The 18,462-nt window shown below is 65.7% G+C and carries 17 protein-coding genes; 10 read left to right on the top strand and 7 right to left on the bottom strand.

The genetic code is table 11. The features are described 5' to 3' along the window. The first annotated feature begins 24 nt into the window (after window positions 1-24). Window positions 25-864 carry an HpcH/HpaI aldolase/citrate lyase family protein gene (locus tag B0I08_RS03675; RefSeq protein WP_106209841.1) on the top strand — a complete coding sequence of 280 codons (840 nt, stop codon included), beginning with the start codon at window positions 25-27 and terminating at the stop codon, window positions 862-864. A gap of 7 nt (window positions 865-871) precedes the next feature. Here B0I08_RS03675 and B0I08_RS03670 read toward each other — a convergent pair whose 3' ends face one another. Continuing rightward, on the bottom strand, window positions 872-1,567 hold the full coding sequence (locus B0I08_RS03670; RefSeq protein WP_106209838.1) for a DedA family protein: 696 nt from the start codon (window positions 1,565-1,567) through the stop codon (window positions 872-874). Window positions 1,568-1,676: 109 nt separating this feature from the next. Here B0I08_RS03670 and B0I08_RS03665 point away from each other — a divergent pair, with 109 nt between their 5' ends. Next, entirely contained in the window at window positions 1,677-2,699 is a 1,023-nt protein-coding gene (locus B0I08_RS03665) for an NADPH:quinone reductase (protein WP_106209836.1), read from the top strand. Between the two features lie 17 nt (window positions 2,700-2,716). Here the strand turns inward: B0I08_RS03665 and B0I08_RS03660 are convergent, their stop codons facing one another. Both B0I08_RS03660 and B0I08_RS03655 read right to left on the bottom strand, forming a co-directional pair. Further along, window positions 2,717-3,430: a GAF and ANTAR domain-containing protein gene (locus tag B0I08_RS03660; protein ID WP_106209834.1), complete on the bottom strand. Its 714-nt coding sequence runs from the start codon at window positions 3,428-3,430 to the stop codon at window positions 2,717-2,719. Continuing rightward, window positions 3,427-4,173: an SOS response-associated peptidase gene (locus tag B0I08_RS03655; RefSeq protein WP_106209832.1), complete on the bottom strand. Its 747-nt coding sequence runs from the start codon at window positions 4,171-4,173 to the stop codon at window positions 3,427-3,429. The genes B0I08_RS03660 and B0I08_RS03655 overlap by 4 nt, the downstream gene beginning before the upstream one ends. Before the next feature lie 122 nt (window positions 4,174-4,295). On the opposite strand from B0I08_RS03655, the gene ctaF reads away from it, so the two are divergent. Both ctaF and B0I08_RS03645 read left to right on the top strand, forming a co-directional pair. Then, window positions 4,296-4,748 (top strand): aa3-type cytochrome oxidase subunit IV, encoded by a 453-nt coding sequence (gene ctaF, locus B0I08_RS03650; RefSeq protein ID WP_106209831.1) that lies wholly within the window; start codon window positions 4,296-4,298, stop codon window positions 4,746-4,748. A gap of 43 nt (window positions 4,749-4,791) precedes the next feature. Further along, window positions 4,792-5,085, top strand: coding sequence for a hypothetical protein (locus B0I08_RS03645; RefSeq protein WP_146134306.1), 294 nt, complete (start codon window positions 4,792-4,794; stop codon window positions 5,083-5,085). Window positions 5,086-5,102: 17 nt separating this feature from the next. On the opposite strand, the gene hutH is transcribed toward B0I08_RS03645, so the two are convergent. From hutH to B0I08_RS03630, 3 genes are all read right to left on the bottom strand, one after another. Beyond that, a complete protein-coding gene (gene hutH, locus B0I08_RS03640) occupies window positions 5,103-6,743 on the bottom strand; it encodes a histidine ammonia-lyase (RefSeq protein ID WP_106209827.1) in 1,641 nt (546 codons plus the stop codon). Window positions 6,744-6,957: 214 nt separating this feature from the next. After that, window positions 6,958-7,326, bottom strand: coding sequence for a DNA primase (locus tag B0I08_RS17700; protein ID WP_181243170.1), 369 nt, complete (start codon window positions 7,324-7,326; stop codon window positions 6,958-6,960). A gap of 91 nt (window positions 7,327-7,417) precedes the next feature. Beyond that, a complete protein-coding gene (locus B0I08_RS03630; protein ID WP_106209825.1) occupies window positions 7,418-9,583 on the bottom strand; it encodes a S9 family peptidase in 2,166 nt (721 codons plus the stop codon). Window positions 9,584-9,748: 165 nt separating this feature from the next. On the opposite strand from B0I08_RS03630, the gene B0I08_RS03625 reads away from it, so the two are divergent. Beyond that, the gene (locus B0I08_RS03625; protein ID WP_146134305.1) at window positions 9,749-10,435 is read left to right on the top strand and encodes a Pr6Pr family membrane protein; all 687 of its coding nucleotides are present in this window, start codon (window positions 9,749-9,751) and stop codon (window positions 10,433-10,435) included. Here the strand turns inward: B0I08_RS03625 and B0I08_RS03620 are convergent. Continuing rightward, on the bottom strand, window positions 10,401-11,906 hold the full coding sequence (locus B0I08_RS03620) for a flavin monoamine oxidase family protein (RefSeq protein WP_106209821.1): 1,506 nt from the start codon (window positions 11,904-11,906) through the stop codon (window positions 10,401-10,403). The two genes, B0I08_RS03625 and B0I08_RS03620, sit on opposite strands and share 35 nt — an antisense overlap. 310 nt (window positions 11,907-12,216) lie before the next feature. Here B0I08_RS03620 and B0I08_RS03615 point away from each other — a divergent pair, with 310 nt between their 5' ends. The 5 genes from B0I08_RS03615 (at window position 12,217) to B0I08_RS17695 (ending at window position 18,451) form a co-directional block, all read left to right on the top strand. Beyond that, window positions 12,217-12,552: a hypothetical protein gene (locus tag B0I08_RS03615; RefSeq protein WP_106209819.1), complete on the top strand. Its 336-nt coding sequence runs from the start codon at window positions 12,217-12,219 to the stop codon at window positions 12,550-12,552. A 212-nt stretch (window positions 12,553-12,764) separates the two neighbouring features. Continuing rightward, a complete protein-coding gene (locus B0I08_RS03610) occupies window positions 12,765-14,036 on the top strand; it encodes an aminotransferase class V-fold PLP-dependent enzyme (protein ID WP_106209817.1) in 1,272 nt (423 codons plus the stop codon). Further along, window positions 14,037-15,125, top strand: coding sequence for a DsbA family protein (locus tag B0I08_RS03605; protein WP_106209815.1), 1,089 nt, complete (start codon window positions 14,037-14,039; stop codon window positions 15,123-15,125). Between the two features lie 448 nt (window positions 15,126-15,573). After that, a complete protein-coding gene (locus tag B0I08_RS03595) occupies window positions 15,574-16,449 on the top strand; it encodes a glycoside hydrolase family 16 protein (protein WP_106209811.1) in 876 nt (291 codons plus the stop codon). A gap of 388 nt (window positions 16,450-16,837) precedes the next feature. After that, window positions 16,838-18,451 carry a glycoside hydrolase family 16 protein gene (locus B0I08_RS17695; protein WP_181243168.1) on the top strand — a complete coding sequence of 538 codons (1,614 nt, stop codon included), beginning with the start codon at window positions 16,838-16,840 and terminating at the stop codon, window positions 18,449-18,451. The last annotated feature ends 11 nt before the right edge of the window (window positions 18,452-18,462 follow it).

Raw genomic sequence — 18,462 nt, 5'->3', positions numbered from 1 at the left:
GGCTGACACACTACGCTCGATGGCATGACCCACGGAACACGTCCCGCCATCGCCGCCGAGATCGCCCGCTCATGGCTGCTCGTTCCCGGCACCCGTCCGGAACAATTCGCCTCCGCACGGGCGTCCCACGCAGACCAGATTGTGCTCGACATTGAGGATGCCGTCGATCCCCAGCTGAAGCCCGCGGCACGAAACGACGTCGTCGAGTGGCTCAGCGCGACCGGAAACGGGTGGGTGCGGATCAACGACCGCTCAAGCTCCTTCTGGTCCGATGACGTCGACGCCCTTGCGGGCCTACCCGGTTTGACCGGGGTCATGCTGGCGAAGACCGAGTCTCCCGCCGATGTCACCGAGACGTTCGACCGGCTCGGCGGCACGGTGCCGGTGCTCGCCCTGATCGAGTCGGCGCTCGGCATCGAGGAGGCAACGTCGATCGCGCGGGCGCGCGGGGCCTTCCGCCTCGCGTTCGGCAGCGGAGACTACCGGCGCGACACCGGCGCCAGCGCAGACAACCTGGCGATGGCGTACCCGCGCTCGAAGCTTGTGCTCGCCAGCCGGATCGGAAACCTCCCCGGTCCCATCGACGGACCCACGGTCGGTATGAGCCACCCGGTTCTGCGGGAGCAGTCGGCGATGGCTGTCGCCCTCGGACTGACCGGAAAATTGTGCCTCGACGTCGAGCAGCTGCCCGTCATCAACGAGGTGATCAGCCCCACCTCGTCGGACGTCATCTGGGCGCGCACTTTCCTCGCGGACTTCGAGGCCAGAGGCCGCGTCATCCGCGATGGCAGCGACCTTCCCCGCCTGGGACGCGCGCAGAAGATCGAAAAGCTGGCCTCGGCGTTCGGCATCAACCCGGAGTGAGTTGCCGCTAGCTCAGTTCTGAGTCCGGAACGGCGTCGGCGACACGGTCGGCGGGGTCATTGCGGCGGTCGACCATCTTGGCGCGGCCCGCCTTGTACAGCTCGCGCAAAATCGGGATGCCCGACAGCAGCACAATTGCGATGATGAAGTACTCGGAGTAGTCCGCGACGAACTGGATCTGGCCGAGGAAGTAGCCGAGCAGCGTAAGTCCGACACCCCAGGCGAAAGCGCCCATCACATTGAAGGTGATGAACGTGCGGTACCGCATCCGGCCCACACCGGCGGCGACCGGAACAAAGGCGCGGAAGACGGGAAGGAATCGGGCGATGAGAATCGCCTTTCCGCCGTGCTTTTCGAAGAAGGCATTCGTGCGCTCAACGTTTTCCGGGTTGAAGAAGCGGCTCTTCTCCCGTTTGAAGACGGCCGGGCCGGCCTTACGCCCGATGAAGTAGGCGAGCTGGTCGCCGGCGAATGCCGCGACGAAGATCACGAGCGCGGTCACCCAGATCGGAACGTCCACGACGCCCGTCGCGGTGAGCAACCCCACCGTGAACAGCAGGGAGTCGCCGGGAAGGAACGACAAGACGATGAAGCCGGTCTCGACAAACACCACGCCCGCGACGCCCAGGAGGATGAAGGGACCGAACCAGCGGACCAGCCAGTCCGCGTCGAGAAATTCGATTCCAAACAAGGTGGGGAGCATCAAAATTTGGTCCTTTCGGGCCGGTGGCGAGCGCTGCTGTCGCTGACCAACCTATCGAACCAGAGTGGGGAATCCCGATTCGCGGCGCGGCGTCGGCTAGATTCTGAGCATGAAATCGATCGTGTACACCCATAACGGGCCCGCCGACGTGCTGCACCTCGTCGAGCGTCCCGTGCCGGAGCCGGGCATCGGCGAGGTACGGGTTCGGATGGTGGTGTCCGGGGTGAATCCCACCGACTGGAAATCTCGGGTTGGCGCCGGCGATGGCGCACAGCTGCCGGAGCCGCGGGTGCCCAACCAGGACGGGGCCGGAGTCATCGACGCGTGCGGCGGCGGTGTGCGGGATCTTGCGGTGGGCGATCGGGTGTGGGTGTGGGATGCCGCGTTCGAACGGCCAGAGGGAACGGCTCAGCACTACGTGGTACTTCCCCTGAACCAGGTTGTGCCCCTGCCCGATCGCGTCTCGTTCGACGTCGGCGCCTCGCTCGGCATCCCCGCGCTCACCGCGCACCGCGCCCTCACCTGCGTGGACGGCGGTGCGGCGGTGCTTGCGCCGGGCGCGCTGGCGGGCCGTACCGTGCTGGTCACCGGCGGCGCCGGAGCGGTGAGCCACGCGGCCATCCAGCTCGCGACCTGGGCCGGGGCGGTGGTGGTGACAACGGTGAGCAGCCAGGGCAAGGCCGACCTTGCTCGGCGCGCTGGCGCCCACCACGTGGTCAACTATCGCGAAGAGAACGTGGTGGAGCGGGTGCTGGAACTGGCACCCGGAGGTGTCGACACGGTGGTGGAGGTGAACGCGACCGCAAACCTCGCCAGCTCGGTTGCGGTCATCGCTCCGGGCGGCACCATCGCCATCTATACCTCGGAGGAACCGGAGTTTCTGCCGGTGCCGGTGCGGCAGAGCATGACGAAGAACATCCGCTACCAGTTCATCCTCACCTACACGACTACGCCGCAACAGAAGGCCGACGCCGTGCGCGCAGTCGCCGCCGCTGCCGCCGACGGGGCACTGGAGGTGGGGGAGGAGCACGGGTTACCGACTACTCGGTTCCCCCTCGCCGCGACGGCCGATGCGCATCGCGCCGTCGAGAATCAGACCGTCGGAAAGGTCCTCATCGACATCAGACAGTAGACATCAGCTCATCGACATCAGACTGTGATCTGGCGCCGGACGACCTGCGACGCGACATCCACCAGCCTGGCATCGTTCACCCGGGCATAGGCCCGCAACCGCACGAAGGCGTCGTCGACGGGGATTCGGTGGGACTGCGCGAGGACGCCCTTGGCCTGCTCGATGACGACCCGCGCATCGAGGGCTCGCTGCAGCTGTTCGCCGACGATCGCCTGCTCGCGGCTCATCCGCTCCTGCATGATGCTGATGGTGGCGACGTCGGCGAGGGCCTGGGCGATGGCGGCGTCGTCTGCGCCGAGCATCCCGGTGCGTTCGCTGAACAGGTTGAGCGCTCCGATCGTGCGGCCCCGCAACCGCATCGGTACCGCGTGCACCGAGCGGATGCCCTGTTCCAGAGCGAGTTCGGCAAACATGGGCCAGCGGTCACCCAGTTTCCTGATGTCTTCGATCGTCACGACCTCGCCGGTCGCGTAACACTGCATGCACGGGCCCTCGTGCGACCGCAGCTGCAAGGCTTCGATCAGGCTGCTTCGTTCGCTCGTGGATGCCATCACCTGAAGCCCGGCGTCGGAGTCCGCCAGCACCAGACCGGCCTCAGAAACGTCCAGCACGAGCTTGCATTCCTGTACGAGCGTGTCGAGCAGATCCACCATGTCGTAGTCGTCCACCATGGTGTCAGCGAGACGAACGAAAATAGACCCGAGTTGAGCCTCGCGGCCGGTTGCACTCATTGATGACGCCCTTCTGTCGAATCAACGAGATGGGCCGTCGGCTCCCCGCTGGTGGTGCGGATGGCGGAGAGGGGCTCGATTAGCTCCGGTCCGTTGTTCTTCACGCTGTTGACGGCCCTGGACACCTCGTAGTTCTCCAGAGAGTGTGCGACCGTCGAGGAGCTGCGCTCCAGCAGGTCGTACAGCTCGGGCGTAGTCAGGCTGTCCCCTAACCAGGTCGCTGCGTCCTCGGGCGTGAGGCAGGCCGGCATCCGGTCGTGCACCTCGCCCGGCGCGACATGCGCATCCCGCGTGATGATCGCCATCGACAGGCGCCACTGCTCGGGATCGTCCTCGGGCTTGGACGGGTCAAACCACGCTCGCACCACGCCCGCCATTGCGAGCGGCTTGGCGGGGTCGTGGATGAAGAACGGCTGCTTCCCATCGTCGCGCTGCTGCCATTCGTAGTAGCCGGAGGCGGGCACGATGCAGCGGCTGGTTTCGAAAGGACCTTTAAACAGGCCGTTGGATGCCACGGTCTCGATGCGCGCGTTGATGACGGGTTTGCCCGTGCCGAACTGGGGCGCGCGAGGCGCGACCATCCCCCAGCGGGCGGGGACGAACTCCCGTTCCCCGTGCCGTTGCCGGACAATCCGCACGGGCATGGTCGGCGCGACGTTGTAGTCGTCCGCGGTGGCATCCGCTCCCTCAAAGAGTCCGAGGAGTCGGACGGCGCCTTCGTTGACCACAAATCGACCGCACATACCTTCATCATTCGCCGAGTTGTCCCCACCCGCAAGGACCGTGGGTCGTATCAGACTCCGCGACATCGCATCGCGCGCGTCAAGCCCTGTTGTTTTCGGCGCACGGCGGTTTGTATTGCTTTATGGGCGCGAGTACGAAACTCTTCTGGGTCCTCTCCGGATTCTTCCTTCTCGCTGCCCTCGTCTATCTCGTGTGGAACACGGTTTTCTTCGCGGGCAACGCGCAGGTTGCATTTCCCGCTCCCGCGAGCCCGGTGGAGTGGGTCGGCACCATCGGGCTGCTGTTGACTTCCCTGCTGGCGGCGCTGATCGCGTTCTACCTCGGCCGGTCGCATCGTGCCCAGCACGGCGAGCTTCCCGAAGACCGGGTGAACGCGACCGTCGACGACGGGGATGCGGAACAGGGATTCTTCAGTCCCTGGAGCTGGTGGCCCATCGTCCTCGCCGCCTGCGCAGCTCTCCTCTTTCTCGGACTCGCCATCGGAATGTGGTTGATGGTGATCGGCGCGACCCTCGGAGTCATTGCGCTCGTCGGGTGGACCTACGAGTATTACCGGCGGTACTTCGGCCACTGAGGCCGCTCGTGCGCGGGTCGCCGACTGGCCCTAGGCTGGGATCGTGCCCTCGTATCGCGTCACTATGACCATTGGTGCCCTGCGCCCCGGATCTGCTGCCCCCGCGGTGATGCCCCTCGCGGCTCAGGCTGCCAAAGAACTCACCACCGTAGAAGCATCCGAGTTGACGATCGTCGCGGGTGCCCCCCGCGTCATCGTGCGGTACACCGCGGAGGACGCGGAGTTGGCCGCCCAGATCGGCGCCCACACTGCCGCGGTCACTGGCACCGTCGCAGAAGTACGCACCTGGATGGTCACGCAGCGGGTCGACGGGCGCTGGCGGGGCGTCGCGGAATAGGTTCTGCTCGCGGAACGTCAGTGCAGCGAGCCGGTGACGCACTCCGCCGCACGGACGACATCCCCGCGGCGGACGGCGAAGGTGACCGCCTCGATTTCGGGCGCCAGGAACCGGTCGGGACCCGGTCCCGCGACGTCCCGCCCGATGCGATCGCAGACCGCTCCGGTGGCCGGACCCGGGACAAGCGGCGCGCGCAGGGCGAGAGCCCGGCACGCCGTCATCACTTCGATCGCCAGCACCTGGGTAAGTCCGTCGACCGCGGTCGCCAGCTTCCTTGCAGCGTGCCAGCCCATGGACACATGGTCTTCCTGCATCGCCGACGACGGGATCGAATCCACCGAGGCGGGAACGGCCAGGCGCTTCAGGTTCGAGACGATTCCGGCGGCGGTGTACTGGGCGATCATGAGACCCGAGTCGACGCCCACCTCGTGGGCGAGAAATGCGGGAAGACCCTGGCTGCGCATGGGGTCAAGCATGCGGTCGACCCGCCGTTCGGACATGCTTGCAACGTCAGCGACAACGATCGCCAGGAAGTCGAGCACGTACGCGACGGGCGCCCCGTGGAAGTTGCCGTTCGAGGCGAAACGCCAGTCCAGGGTGATGATCGGGTTGTCGATCGCCGAGGCGAGTTCGCGTTCCGCGACCCGCGCGGCGTGATCGACGGTGTCCCGGGCGGCGCCGTGCACCTGGGGAGCGCAGCGAAGCGAGTAGGCGTCTTGCACGCGGGTGCAGTCGGGCCCTTTGTGGCTGGCAACGATGGGGGAGTGGTCGAGCAGGCGCCTCAGGTTCTCGGACGATGCCGCCTGTCCGAGCTGAGGGCGCAACGCGGAGATGTCCGCCGCGAATGCCGCTTCCGTACCGAGCAGGGCCTCCACACTCATCGCCGCCGAGATGTCCGCCGTGCTGAGCAGCATGCGGAGGTCGTGCAGGGCGAGGCACAGCATTCCGAGCATGCCGTCCGTGCCGTTGATGAGCGACAGCCCCTCCTTCTCCGCGAGCGAGACCGGGGTGATGCCCGCGTTGCGCAAGGCCTGTGCCGCGGGCATCTTGCGCCCGCTGCGATCACGCACGGTTCCCTCACCCATCACCGCGAGGGCGCAATGGGACAAAGGAGCGAGGTCGCCGGAGCAGCCGAGCGAACCGTATTCCCCCACAATGGGCGTGATGCCCGCGTTGAGCACCGCAGCGTAGGTTTCTGCGGTGCGCGGACGCACGCCGGTGCGTCCGGTGAGGAGTGTCGACAGGCGCAGCAGCATGAGTGCGCGCACCACCTCGGGTTCCACCTCGGGACCCGCGCCGGCGGCGTGGGAGCGAACCAGCGCCTGCTGCAGTTTCGCGCGCTGGTCTGACTCGATGTACGTGGTCGCCAACGCCCCGAACCCGGTCGAAATGCCGTAGAGCGGCTGCTCGAGTCCAGCGACGGCGTCGACGAGCGCCCGGCTGGAACGCATGGCCTCGAGGGATTCCTCGGAAATAGTCACCATTGCGTCCTCACGCGCGACCGCAACGACATCCCTGATCGACACTCCGTCGATTCCGACCGTGATGGCGGGCCGATGTCGGAACTCCGTCCTCACTGACTGAGCCGAATGCGGGGACGGCGATAACTGAGGAGCATTGGCGACGGCGGGCAGGGCATTAGATAAATCGTGGAACATGTTGGCACTCACTGACTCGGGGTGCGTCCTAGGGAGACGCTTCAGGGAAATGTACTCCCGCAATACGACCGGGTGGACGCGTATTGCGCAAGGGGTTTACATGAGTCGCCGCCACAGTGAACGCGAGAACTAATCAGGGAAACGCGTCAGGGAGACCGCGCCAGGGGAACGAGTCAGGGGAACGCGTAAGCGAGAACGCGTAAGCGAGACCGTATCAGCGAGCGAGGGGGTCCTCATCGCCGAGATCATCGTCCGACTCGTCTTCCAGATCGCTGAAGTCGTCGTCGTCGTCAGCCAACTCGTCGTCAAAGGCCGGCACGTAATCGAGGTCGGGGACGTCCTCCGGCAGGTTCAGGATCTCGTCGAGCTCGTCGTCATCCAGTTCGTCGTCATCCAGTTCGTCGTCATCGAGTTCATCGTCATCCAACTCGTCGTCGTCGTCGAGCTCTTCGTCAGCCAGCTCGTCGGTCTCATCCAGGTCCTGCTCGAACACGTCCAGGTCTGCGTTCGCCTCGGCCACGCCCTCGCGGGCACGGCCGGCGCCGGTCTCGTCAAAACTCGCGGAGAGGGGTGAATCGCTCACGGGGGGCTCCTTCTGATTCGCTGGCGCGTTTGCTCTAGCCAACGACCGAGCCGCGAGCACGACAAGGGCTGGACACCCCCCTACCCGGGCCCTACGCTCCGTCGGCCTCAGGCCGCCCCAGCTGCTGGAGTACCCACGCATACTCGAACGCCTTTTTGTGCCACGCCTCGTACCGGCCGCTCACCCCGCCGTGTCCCGCACTCATTTCGGTGCGCAGCAGCACCGGAGCCCCGACTTCGCGCAGGCGCGCAACCCACTTGGCGGGTTCCACGTAGAGCACACGGGTGTCGTTGAGGCTCGTCACGGCGAGGATCGGCGGGTACCCGACATCCCGCACATTCTCATAGGGGGAGTAGGACTTCATCAGCGCGTAGACGTCCGCGTTGTGGAGCGGGTCACCCCATTCGTCCCACTCGATGACCGTGAGCGGAAGCGAGGGATCGAGGATCGAGGTAAGCGGATCGACGAAGGGAACCACGGCGAGGATCCCGGCGAAGGCATCGGGAGCCATGTTCGCGACGGCACCCATCAGCAGCCCGCCGGCGCTGCCGCCCTCGGCGACGAGACGATCCGCGCTGGTGAACCCGCTGTCGGTCAGGTGGCGTGCGCAGGCGACGAAATCGGTGAAGGTGTTGGTCTTCGCAAGCTCCTTGCCGTCTTCGTACCAGCGGCGTCCGAGCTCCCCGCCCCCGCGCACGTGAGCGACGGCAAAGACCACGCCACGGTCGAGGAGGCTGACGCGCGCGACCGAGAAGCTCGGGTCGATGCTCGCTTCGTAGGATCCGTATCCGTACAGCAGCGTCGGCGCCGCGGCCCCGTCAACGCGGAGGTCCGAGCGGTAGACGAGCGAGATGGGAACCCGGGTGCCGTCGTCGGCGACGGCCCACTGGCGTTCTTGGGTATAGCGGGATGCCTCGTACTCGAGCACCGGCTGCTGCTTGAGAACCCGCCGCTCGCCCGAAACCACGTCGTAATCGATGACGGTAGATGGAGTCACAAAGCTCGAGTATCGCAGCCGCAGTGTGGGCTGGGTCCACTCGGGATTGCCGGAGGCGCCCGCGGAAAACAGCACCTCGTCGAACGCGAGCTCGGAGAATTCGGGTGCTGGTGTTGCGGGTTCCGTTGTCTTTGGCGCTTCCGCCTCTGGCGCTTCCGCCTCCGCTGCCGCAGGAAGCAGCGCGACCGCAACGCGAGGTAGCGCGTCGCGCCGGTACTCGAGCACCAGGTGGGTGGCGAAAGCGTCGACGCTCTCGACGCGGTTTCCCGGGGTGTGGGCGACGAGTACGCGCCCGGGCGCCTGCGGATCGGCGGCAGGCACGTCCACCACCATGAAGTCCTCGGCGTGGTCGTTGTGTACGAGGAGGAGGCGGTCCTCGCCCGCGATCACGGCGTGTTCGACCGAGTACTCGACACCTTCCTTGCGCGGCCGGACGATGCGGAACTCACCCTCGGGGTCGGCGCTGTCCAGGATTCGCGCCTCGCTGGTAATGCTGGAGCCTGCCTCGATGACGAGGTAGCGGCGGCTGCGGGTGAGGCCGATGCCCACCCAGAAGCTCTCGTCCGGTTCGTGGTGGATCGCGATGTCGTCCGACGCTGGTGTGCCCACGCGGTGGCGCCACACGGTGTCAGGCCGCCACGAGTCATCCACCGTTGTGTAAAAGACGTATTGGCCGGAGGGGTCGAAGAGGGCGCCGGACGAGGTGTTCGGGATCAGATCGTCGAAGCTGTCGCCGGTGGCGAGGTCGCGCAGGCGCACCGTGTAGCGTTCGTCTCCCACGGTGTCCGTCGCGAACAGCATGGTGGACCCATCCGCGCTGACATCAAAACTGCCCAGCGAGTAGAACTCGTGCTCAGCGGCCTCCAGGTTGTCGTCCAGGATCACCTGCTCGCCCGCGACCGTGCCCGTCGCAACGACGACCGGGGGTGTCCAGTCATCCGGCCCGGCGATCGGCGCGCGGCAGTGGATGGCATACTGCTGGCCCTCGACGGTGCGGGAGTAGTACCACCACTGGCCCTCGCGCACGGGAACGCTCAGGTCGGTCTCCTGCGTGTGGCCCTTGATCTCCTCGAACAGTGCTGTGCGGAGCGCTGCCTGCGGCTCGGTCTGCTCATCGGTGTAGGCATTCTCTGACGCGAGATAGTCGAGCAGCGCGGGGTCGTCCTTCTGGCGCATCCACTCGTAGTTGTCAACGAACATGTCGCCATGGTGCTCACGCTGCTGCGGCTGCCGGGGCGCGGAGGGTGGATTCAGTGCCATGGCTTCAGGCTAGCCGAGCGGTCTCCACCCGAGCGGTCTCCACGCGAAGGGTCTCCACCCGAGCGGTCTCCACCCCACTGCAATGAACGATTCGTAGACTCTTGGTGCGGCGTAGTCCGAATTGCCCGAATTGGATTGACCGTCGTTCCGGAGGTGGTGTGCAGCGTGAGGGTTCGCACGGCCTTCGGTCTGGCTCGATTGCTGGCCGCGCTGGTCTGCATCATTGCGCTGGTGGCACGGTTTTACTGGGGACTCGGAACCGCGACCTTCAACGCGCCGAACTTCTTCGCGTACCTCACCATTCAGAGCAATATCGCCTTCGTTGTGCTGGCCATTCTCAGTGGCGTGCGGAACCTCTCCTCCGGCGAGGATCCGCGCTGGCTCACCACGATGCGCGCGGTGGTGCTCAGCTGGACGGTGACCGCGGGCATCGTATTCGCCATTCTGATCCAGCAGGGAGGTGCGCGCGGCGTGCGCGTTGACGTGCCCTGGTCGGATGTCTTCCTGCATTTTGTGCTGCCGGGTGTTGCACTGATTGACTGGTCCACGGCCCCCGGGCGTGGGCGCGCCAACTGGAGAGCACTCCCCATGGTGGTGGCGTACCCCATTCTGTGGGGAGTTGTGACTCTCGTGCGGGGCAACTTCGTGGGCTGGTACCCCTACTTTTTCCTCGATCCGGCACAGGTGAGCGGGGTTGGCGAGTTCTCGTTCTTCTGCGGGTTCGCCCTGGTGTTGTTCGCGAGCGTGGCGGCCGGGATCGTGGGCATAACGCGGGCGCCACCCTTGACGCAGCAGCGCCGGTTTCTGTCGCTGGTTGCTAGGGAGCCGTTGCCGCGAACGGGGCGAGACTAGCCAGCGCGGCATCCACCAGCTCATCGTCGTTCAGTCCCTCGAGGCGCACGGCAGCAGCGCCCCCCACGACGCCGACGAGCACCGGTTCGCCGGTGATGGCCTGCAGGTTGTACCAGGTGCTGATCTCGGTGTCGGTGCCGACGACATTCCAGACGGCGGCCTCCGTGGTCCAGAACGGTTCATCAAAACGAAGCCACACGCTGTTGACGGTGCCAAAGCCGAGGTCGGCGATCGCACCGCGGTGCGTGAACGGCAGCAGCGGGTCGAACTCGATGACGTCGTTCTGCAGCACGCCGAGGGGAACGGTGACCACCACCCTGTCGACGCTGAGCGATTCGCCCGTGCCGAGCCGCAGACTCACTCCGTCGTCGCTGTAGGCGATTCCGACGATCGGGGTCGACAGGAACGTCTCCACCGATTCCAACGCGGTCTCCACAAGCTGTGCCAGATCGCCCACGACGGCGACCTGGCCGTCAGAGGAGGCGGGGGATTCAGCAGGGTCGGCGGAGTCGGCGGAGTCCGCAGATTCGGCGGAAGGCGCGCGTACTCCGTACCAGCTGGACAGGTCGGAGGCGGCGGCGCCAGAGGTCGCGGCGATTACGGCGAGCTGTTGGCCGAGCAGCTGGGTGCCGTCGAGATCGCCGAGGCTCTGACCCGCGGCGGTGTCGGTTGCACCCGAATCGTCCAGCGCGCGTTGCAGTGACGGGTCCGCGGTCTGCCGGGACGCCCAGTCGAGCGCAGTGGCGACCGCGGTCGCACCCACCGTGTTTTCGGTCACCACGTCGGGGGAGTTATCGGGCACCGTGGCGTCGCCGGCCGGCACAGACGCGGCGGAACGATACTCGGCTGTGCCGACGGGGGCCGTCTGCACGTCGAGCCGCTCCAGGTGGGCCAGGATCTCGGCGTCGGCGGGTTCTGTGAAGGTCCAAGCGCCGAGTTGCGGCGGCACCGGCCAGTCGTCTGACGCGATCGTGTGGATGCGCCCGCCTACCCGGTCTTGCGCCTCAAGCATCACGACGTCGAAACCATAAAGGTTCAGTAGCCGCGCTGTCTCCGCGCCGGCGACACCGGCACCGATCACGGCGACCCGCTCCCCGAGTTCGGCCGCAGCAGAAACTTCGCCAGCGGCACGAGCGCCGGAGCGTTGTGCGCCGAGGACGGTCGCCGGGCGATCCGCGGAGGTAGCCTCGCCCGCGAAAAACACGCGATCGAGAACCGGTGCGGCGAGCGCGAGCCTACTGGCCGGGCTTCCGCCCGCTGGCACAAAGCTGTGGGTGCCGCGGGCGAACGGATCCGCCGACCACGCACTGCGTTCCAGCGCCGCAGGCCGGGGAACGGGAGACGGCGAGGGGTTCGCGCTGCCGGTGGTGGTGGGTCGCGGCGTCGGGGTGCCGTCGGTGCACGCGGTCAGCACAAGGAGCGACAGGCCGGAACCGGCACCGAGCAGGAAACTTCGACGGGTGAACGACATCTCAGCGCCACTGTACCGGGATTACTCCGCGCCAGACAGTTCGATGCGCGGACAACTCCAAGCGGACGCGCATGTTGCGCCGAGCTGTCTCATAGTTTCGGCTGTCAGAGTGAACTCAGGTCGCCCCGCAGAAGCGTCCCGCAGTAGCGGAGGGGCCTCTCGGATCGTGCGGATTGATTCGCCGCAAGCCGACCCGCACAGCGCCGCCGTCTTTACCCCCTGGAGACGGCGGCGTTGTGCGTCCCGTGCTACCTGGCTCTGTGGCGGCGCCGCCCGCGCTGTTACGATCGCCCCACGGAGGTCGTGATCAATGACGAATCATGAAGAGCCAAGCGTCTACTACTCGTCGCTCGAGGGGCGATATCTCGCGCACGAGGGCGTGGAACTGGTGCGCTCCCTCGACGGCCCGGCACTCGCGTTCGAGGGCAGCATTTTTGCTTTTCGTCGCGACGAGTCACTCGTGGTCAAACTCGGTGCAGACACCGCAGCATCCGCCGTCACCACAGGACATGGCTCGGCCTTCCGCAGCAGTGAAACCCATGCGCCTCCGTCGTGGATACTCATTCCCTTCAGCACCGCCGATCCGCATCGATTCGCCCACTACCTGGAGAGGGCCTACGAACATGCGCGCTCGCGCGTGCTGTAGCGGCGGATCGCTGCTCGTGATTCGTTGCTCGTGATTCGTTGCTCGTGATTCGTTGCTCGTGACTCGCTGATTTCTGCTCGCTGATTGCTGCTCGCGCCTCGCGGCACCGGTGTCGTTTAGGCGTGACCAAATGCCCTAGCTGACATCGCACCGTGCGCGCATTGTGGAGAATGAGCTTCCGCTCACGCCGTTCTGTCACCTGAGTGGGTCCCATGTTTCGCCGAATCACGCGCGCCCGGCCCGCCCAAACCTCCCAACCCTCGAGAACATTCGATCCTGATGCGCCAGAAACCAGCGGCCGCACCGCGCGACTGACGGACTTCGCCTACCTGGGCGAGACCGACATCTACCTCGACGCGGGCTGCCAGAGCCTTCGGCCCCAGCCCGTGATCGATGCGTTGGCCGAGTATTACACGCAGTACAACGCCTGCGGGGGCCGGGTGAAATACGCCTGGGGCAGGCGCGTGGACGCCGAGGTGGCAGACACCCGTCGGGCGGTCCTGGACCTGCTGGGACTCTCTTCGCGCACCCACGCCGTGTCCTTCACCCTCAACACCACCTACGGCCTCAACCTCCTGCTGACCCAGCTGCCCACTGGCCGTTACCAGCGGGTGTTAACCAGCCATATCGAGCACAACTCAGTCTTTCTCCCCACCATCGCTGCGGCGACCAGGCTCGGCGTACCGCGGATCGTCCTCGACCGTGCTCCCGACGGCGGGCTCGTCTACGCCCCGCATGAGCTCGACAATGCGGTGATCGTGGTCAGCGCAGCATCCAACATCGACGGCCGGCTGCTGACGAACCTGGCCGCCCTCGTCGACGACGCGCACGCCCGCGGGGGAATCGTCATCGTCGACGCGGCGCAGGCGATAGCCCATAGCGCCGCTCTGCTTCGCGGCACGGGAGCCGACGCCGTCTGCTTCTCGGCACACAAGATGTACGGGGCGAGCCTCGGCGTCGTTGTGGCCACCACGGTGTTGCTTCGCTCGCTCGACATCTCCTTCCTCGGCGGGGGAATGGTCAGCGATGTCCGGGAGGACTCCTACGACCTGGTTCCCGATGATCCCGGCGCCCTGCTCGAGCCCGGCCTGCAGGCGTGGGGCGAGATCATCGCCCTGCACGCCGCGATCACCTGGGCGAAACGGGTGCGCCTCGACGGCCTGACTCCCGACCTTTTCATCGAGCGGATGTCGCGGCGACTCTTTGAGGGTCTGCGCGAGCTCCCCGGGGTGACGATGGTAAACGCCGCCGCCAGCCCCGTTGTGAGCCTCTACGTTGACGGTCAGGATTCGCACCGGCTGGCGGTCTTCCTCTCCAAAAGCGGCATCATGGTGCGCAGCGGCTACTTCTGTGCGCACCACTACCTCAAAGAACAGCTCGGACTTCCTCCGCTGCTGCGTTTTTCGCTCGGGCTGCACACCACCGAGTCAGACATCGACCGGGCGCTCGAATGCTTCGCGCGCCTGCTGAAGGGCCTGTCCTAAATGTTCTGTATCGCCGCATTCATCGTTCTGCTGTTCATGGGGGCGGTGTCCGCGCGCTATCGCCGCTACCTGTCCAAGGCCTGGAGCTGCACGATCCGCCGGGTGACCTTCCGGCCCTGCGACACCACGTTCAAGCAGGACGTCAAGGACCACCTGCTCGCCCCGATCGCGGTGCGAGCTCCCGCGATGGTTCGTCCGGCCAGTGTGGCGCTGGAGGTGCTTGCCGTACTCGTCATTCTCACGACCGTGTGGAGCGGGTACACGGTGGTCAAGAGCGGACTGAACCTCTACGTGTACGGCACGTGCAACAAGTCGGACTCGGCGTCCTGCAGCCTGGGTGCCGAGGCGTGTTCCATCCCGGTCGAGACGCCAACGTTCGCCGAGTCGATCGTGGCGTTTGACGTGGTCGGCGCGTTCGGCAACGAATTCTCCAGCCTGGGGGAGACCATCTCGGCGCTGCCCGCCCGTTTCCGCGACTGGAAGGCTGCCGATTACCTGCCCGAGGGATCGAGCTACCTGGCGGCGTACGACGAAAAAAAGGAAACCGCCCTCGAAGTCATTGACCCCGGCTGCACCTTCTGTCGCCAGCTGTTCAATAACATCCAGGAAGCCGGTTTCGACGACAAGTACAACCTCACGTACATCGCGTACCCGATCGCGGGCACCGACGGGTACAAGTTTGAGAACTCCCTGCTCGTCACCCAGTACCTCGAGGCATTGAAGCTGCAGCCGGGCTCCGCCAACGCTGCGGACGCCGCGCTCGACGCCGAGGAGGTCCCCCTCGACTGGCAGTTGCTTGAACGCATCTTCACAGGGGAGAACGACAAGGGCGTGTCCTTCCAGAGCCGGATCAACAGCATGGACCAACCGCAGGTGACGGCGCTCCTCGAGGAATGGCTGACAGAGTTCGGTCTGAGCCCCGAGGAGATCGCAACAGTTGCTGACACGGCGGCCTCCGACGAGGTAGCCGGCATCATCGCGGAGAACAAGGAAATCGTCGAGACGGACATCCACACCGTCAAGATTCCGACGATCATCTTTGACGGGCGTCGCCACGACGGCGTAGTTTCTGTCGACGGACTGAACTGATCGCGCACAGCTAGACCAGCCCGCACTCGGGAAGCCCAGCCCGCACTCGGGAACCCCAGCCCGCACTCCGGAAGCCCAACCCGCAGGCCTCCCACCCGCGCGAGCCCGCGGCAAGAGCGCCGCAGGTATCTGGCGGGTTTCCGCATCCTTCTTCGGCGGGTCTACCACCGGTCGCGGCAGAGAAATAGGATCCTCAGCACTTGCGGCATGGCGGTGAGCCGCGCGGGGGCTGCCATGGGTCCGCGTCACCGCAGCACCTCACGAAGCTCGGGAGCGCGCCTGTATGGACCAAAACCATCCGGAACACCGCCACCCCGAGCGCAGCCACCCCAAACGCAGCCGCTTGCAAAACCGCCGTCCGGACCAAGGGCGCCCGGACCATAGCCAGCCGGAACGCAGCCAGCCGGACCGTGACCAGCCGGACCACAGCCAGCCGGACCGCAGCCGTGTGGCGCCCAGCCGTCCGGTTCGCCGCCCGAGGGGACGCACGGCGCACCCGCGAACGCATCTCCTCAGTGCGCTCGGCCTCGTCCTCGTCGCGATCGTGATTCTCATTGTGGTGCTCACGCCCCCGGATCAGGAGAGCGTAGACGTACACGAGAGGGAGAAGACCGGGGACTTCGACGGCTGGACTCCGAGCTACTTTGAAGACTTTGAGCGGGATGCCCCGGTGGGCAGTTTCGGCGCGATCTACGGCACCGCTTGGAACGGGTACAACGGCATCGCAGACACATCGGGCAGGGGGATGTACGCGCCGGACCAGGTGTTGTCCGCGCACGACTCCATGCTCGACTTTTACCTCCACACGGTCGACGGCCAGCATCTTGTCGCGGCTCCTCTTCCCAACGGATACGACGGCCAGACCTACGGTCGCTTCTCCCTCAGGTTCAAGGCCGACAACATCCCCGGCTACAAAATCGCCTTTATGCAGTGGCCGGAGTCCGATTCGTGGAATGACGGAGAGATCGACTGGCCCGAGGGCGAGCTCGCCGGGCCGATGTCGCCGGCGTCCGCGCAGGTGGGCACCCTGCGGAACGGGGAGATGAGTTTCGACACCGCCCACCGGGTGTATTCGCCGACTGATGCCACCGAATGGCACGTTGCAACAACGGAGTGGACCCCGGGTTCCGTCAAGTGGTTCTGGGATGGCGAGCTGGTAGGCGAGACAGCCGTTGCCGCTCTGGTTCCGACCCTGCCGATGCGGTGGACCCTTCAGGCCGAGACGAACCTCGAGGAGCAGCTCATCTCCGACGACACGGCCGGGCACATTCTCATCGACTGGGTTCGCGCATGGACGTACACGCCCGGTACCGCTGGGAACTGATCGGCCAGCTGACCGCGCCATCACGGCAGCGACAGCACCAGCGCCCACAGCGGCCGTCGCCCTAGGCGTATTCGCAGGCCCCACGCTGTCCGTTTGCTGGGCGGTCACTGGGAGCGGGGGTAAATTTCCAATTTTTTTTGGGTGAGTTCCGCTCGGCTCCGAGCACCCAGGGGGAATTGGGCCAGGTGAGAGAAAATCGGCTCAATCGAGAAACCGCTGGTGAGCGGCAAGGCCCGAAAAGCCGCGCGCGTTCGGGAGTGTGTCAACCCCTAAAACGGGCCACGAAAGTGAATCCGGGAACGGGCTGAGAAAGCTTTTTTTGGAGTTTTCAATGCTGAGCGACCCGTGTAGCTTCGTCACGTAACCAATTTGGGGGGTTGAAGAACTAATGACTATTTGGTATAAGAAGCAGCGCACTGTCGTTGCACTCAGCACCGTGGCCGCCGTAGCGGTCGGCGGAATGCTCGTTCCGAGTTCGGCACTTGCCTCGGGCTCTGGAGACAACTTGACGGTAAACCCGTCGATCGAAACGGACACGAGCGGATGGGTCGGCTGGGAGTCGAGCATCGAGCGTGTCCAGGCAGAGAATGCTCCCGACGGCGCATTCGTTGCCAAGGTGAGCAACCTCGGGGGTGTCGCGTACTCAATCGATGACGCCGACGCCACCGTGAAGTCGACCGTCGAGGGTTCGCGCTACCGCGCTTCCGCTCAGGTCGCCGCCGGTTCTGACAGCGCCGCTGGCAAGAACGTCACCCTGGTCCTGCGCGAAGGCGCCCCTGACGGCACCGTCGTCAACTGGAGTACCGAATCCGTCGAGCTTTCCGCGGACGGTTTCACGAAGGTTGAAGTTTCCACCAAGGCGAAGGCCTCGGGCAATACGCTTGAGGTCTATGCGATCCAGGAATCAGACGGCGTTGCAGGAGATGCGTTCCTCATCGACTCGGTGTCCGTGACGGGCGCCGACAACGGCGCGCCCACAGTGGCACCCGCAGAGCCCGCAATTGAGGAGCCCGCAGTTGAGGCACCCACTGAGGAGCCTGCAGTTGAGGCACCCGTTGTTGAGGAGCCTGCAGTTGAGGCACCCATCGAGGAGCCTGCAGTTGAGGCACCCGTTGTTGAGACGCCCGTTGTTGAGGCACCCATCGAGGAGCCCGTAGTTGAGGCACCCGTTGTTGAGTCGCCCCTTGTTGAGGCACCCGTCGAGGCTCCCGCGGCTGAGACTCCCGCCGAGGCACCCGTAGCCGAGGCTCCCGTAGCCGAGGCTCCCGTAGCCGAGACGCCCGCGTCCACCGGCGGCGAAACGGCCGAGGACATCGAGGGTTGGACCGCCAACTACGCCGAGGACTTCTCCCGTGACGCGGCCCTCGGGCAGTTCAGCAGCGTGTACGGCGAAGAGTGGGCTGGCTACTCCGGCTTTGGCGACACCGCCGACGTAGGAACCTATGCGCCGGACAAGGTGCTGTCGGTTCATGACTCCGCGCTCGACTTCTACCTGCACTCCGAGAACGGTGTGCCGCAGGTCGCCGCTCCGATGCCCGACGGCTACAACGGCCAGACCTATGGTCGTTACTCGCTCCGCTTCAAGTCGGACAACATCGACGGCTACAAGATCGCCTTCCTGCTCTGGCCGACTTCTGACGACTGGAACGACGGTGAGATCGACTGGCCCGAGGGCAACCTCGCCGGTGTGATGTCTCCTGCCTCCGCTCAGAAGGGCACCTACAGCGATGGCCGAATGACCTTCGACCCGCCGGTGCGCACCTACTCGGCGACGGATGCAACCGACTGGCACACCGCCACCACCGAGTGGACGCCTGGACTCGTCAAGTTCTTCTGGGACGACGTACTCGTGGGCACGACCACTGTGCCCGAAGGTGTCCCGGACGCTCCGATGCGCTGGACTCTGCAGGCCGAGACCAACCTCGACGGCCAGGCCGTGCCGGCAGACGCCTCAGGTCACATCCTGATCGACTGGGTGAAGGCCTGGACGTACAACGGCTAACCAGAACACAG

The organism is Glaciihabitans tibetensis, from assembly GCF_003003265.1.
In the GTDB taxonomy this organism is placed as follows: Bacteria; Actinomycetota; Actinomycetes; order Actinomycetales; family Microbacteriaceae; genus Glaciihabitans; species Glaciihabitans tibetensis.
Note: the sequence above shows the minus strand (reverse complement) of the source record. Positions and strands in the feature narration are given on the sequence as shown.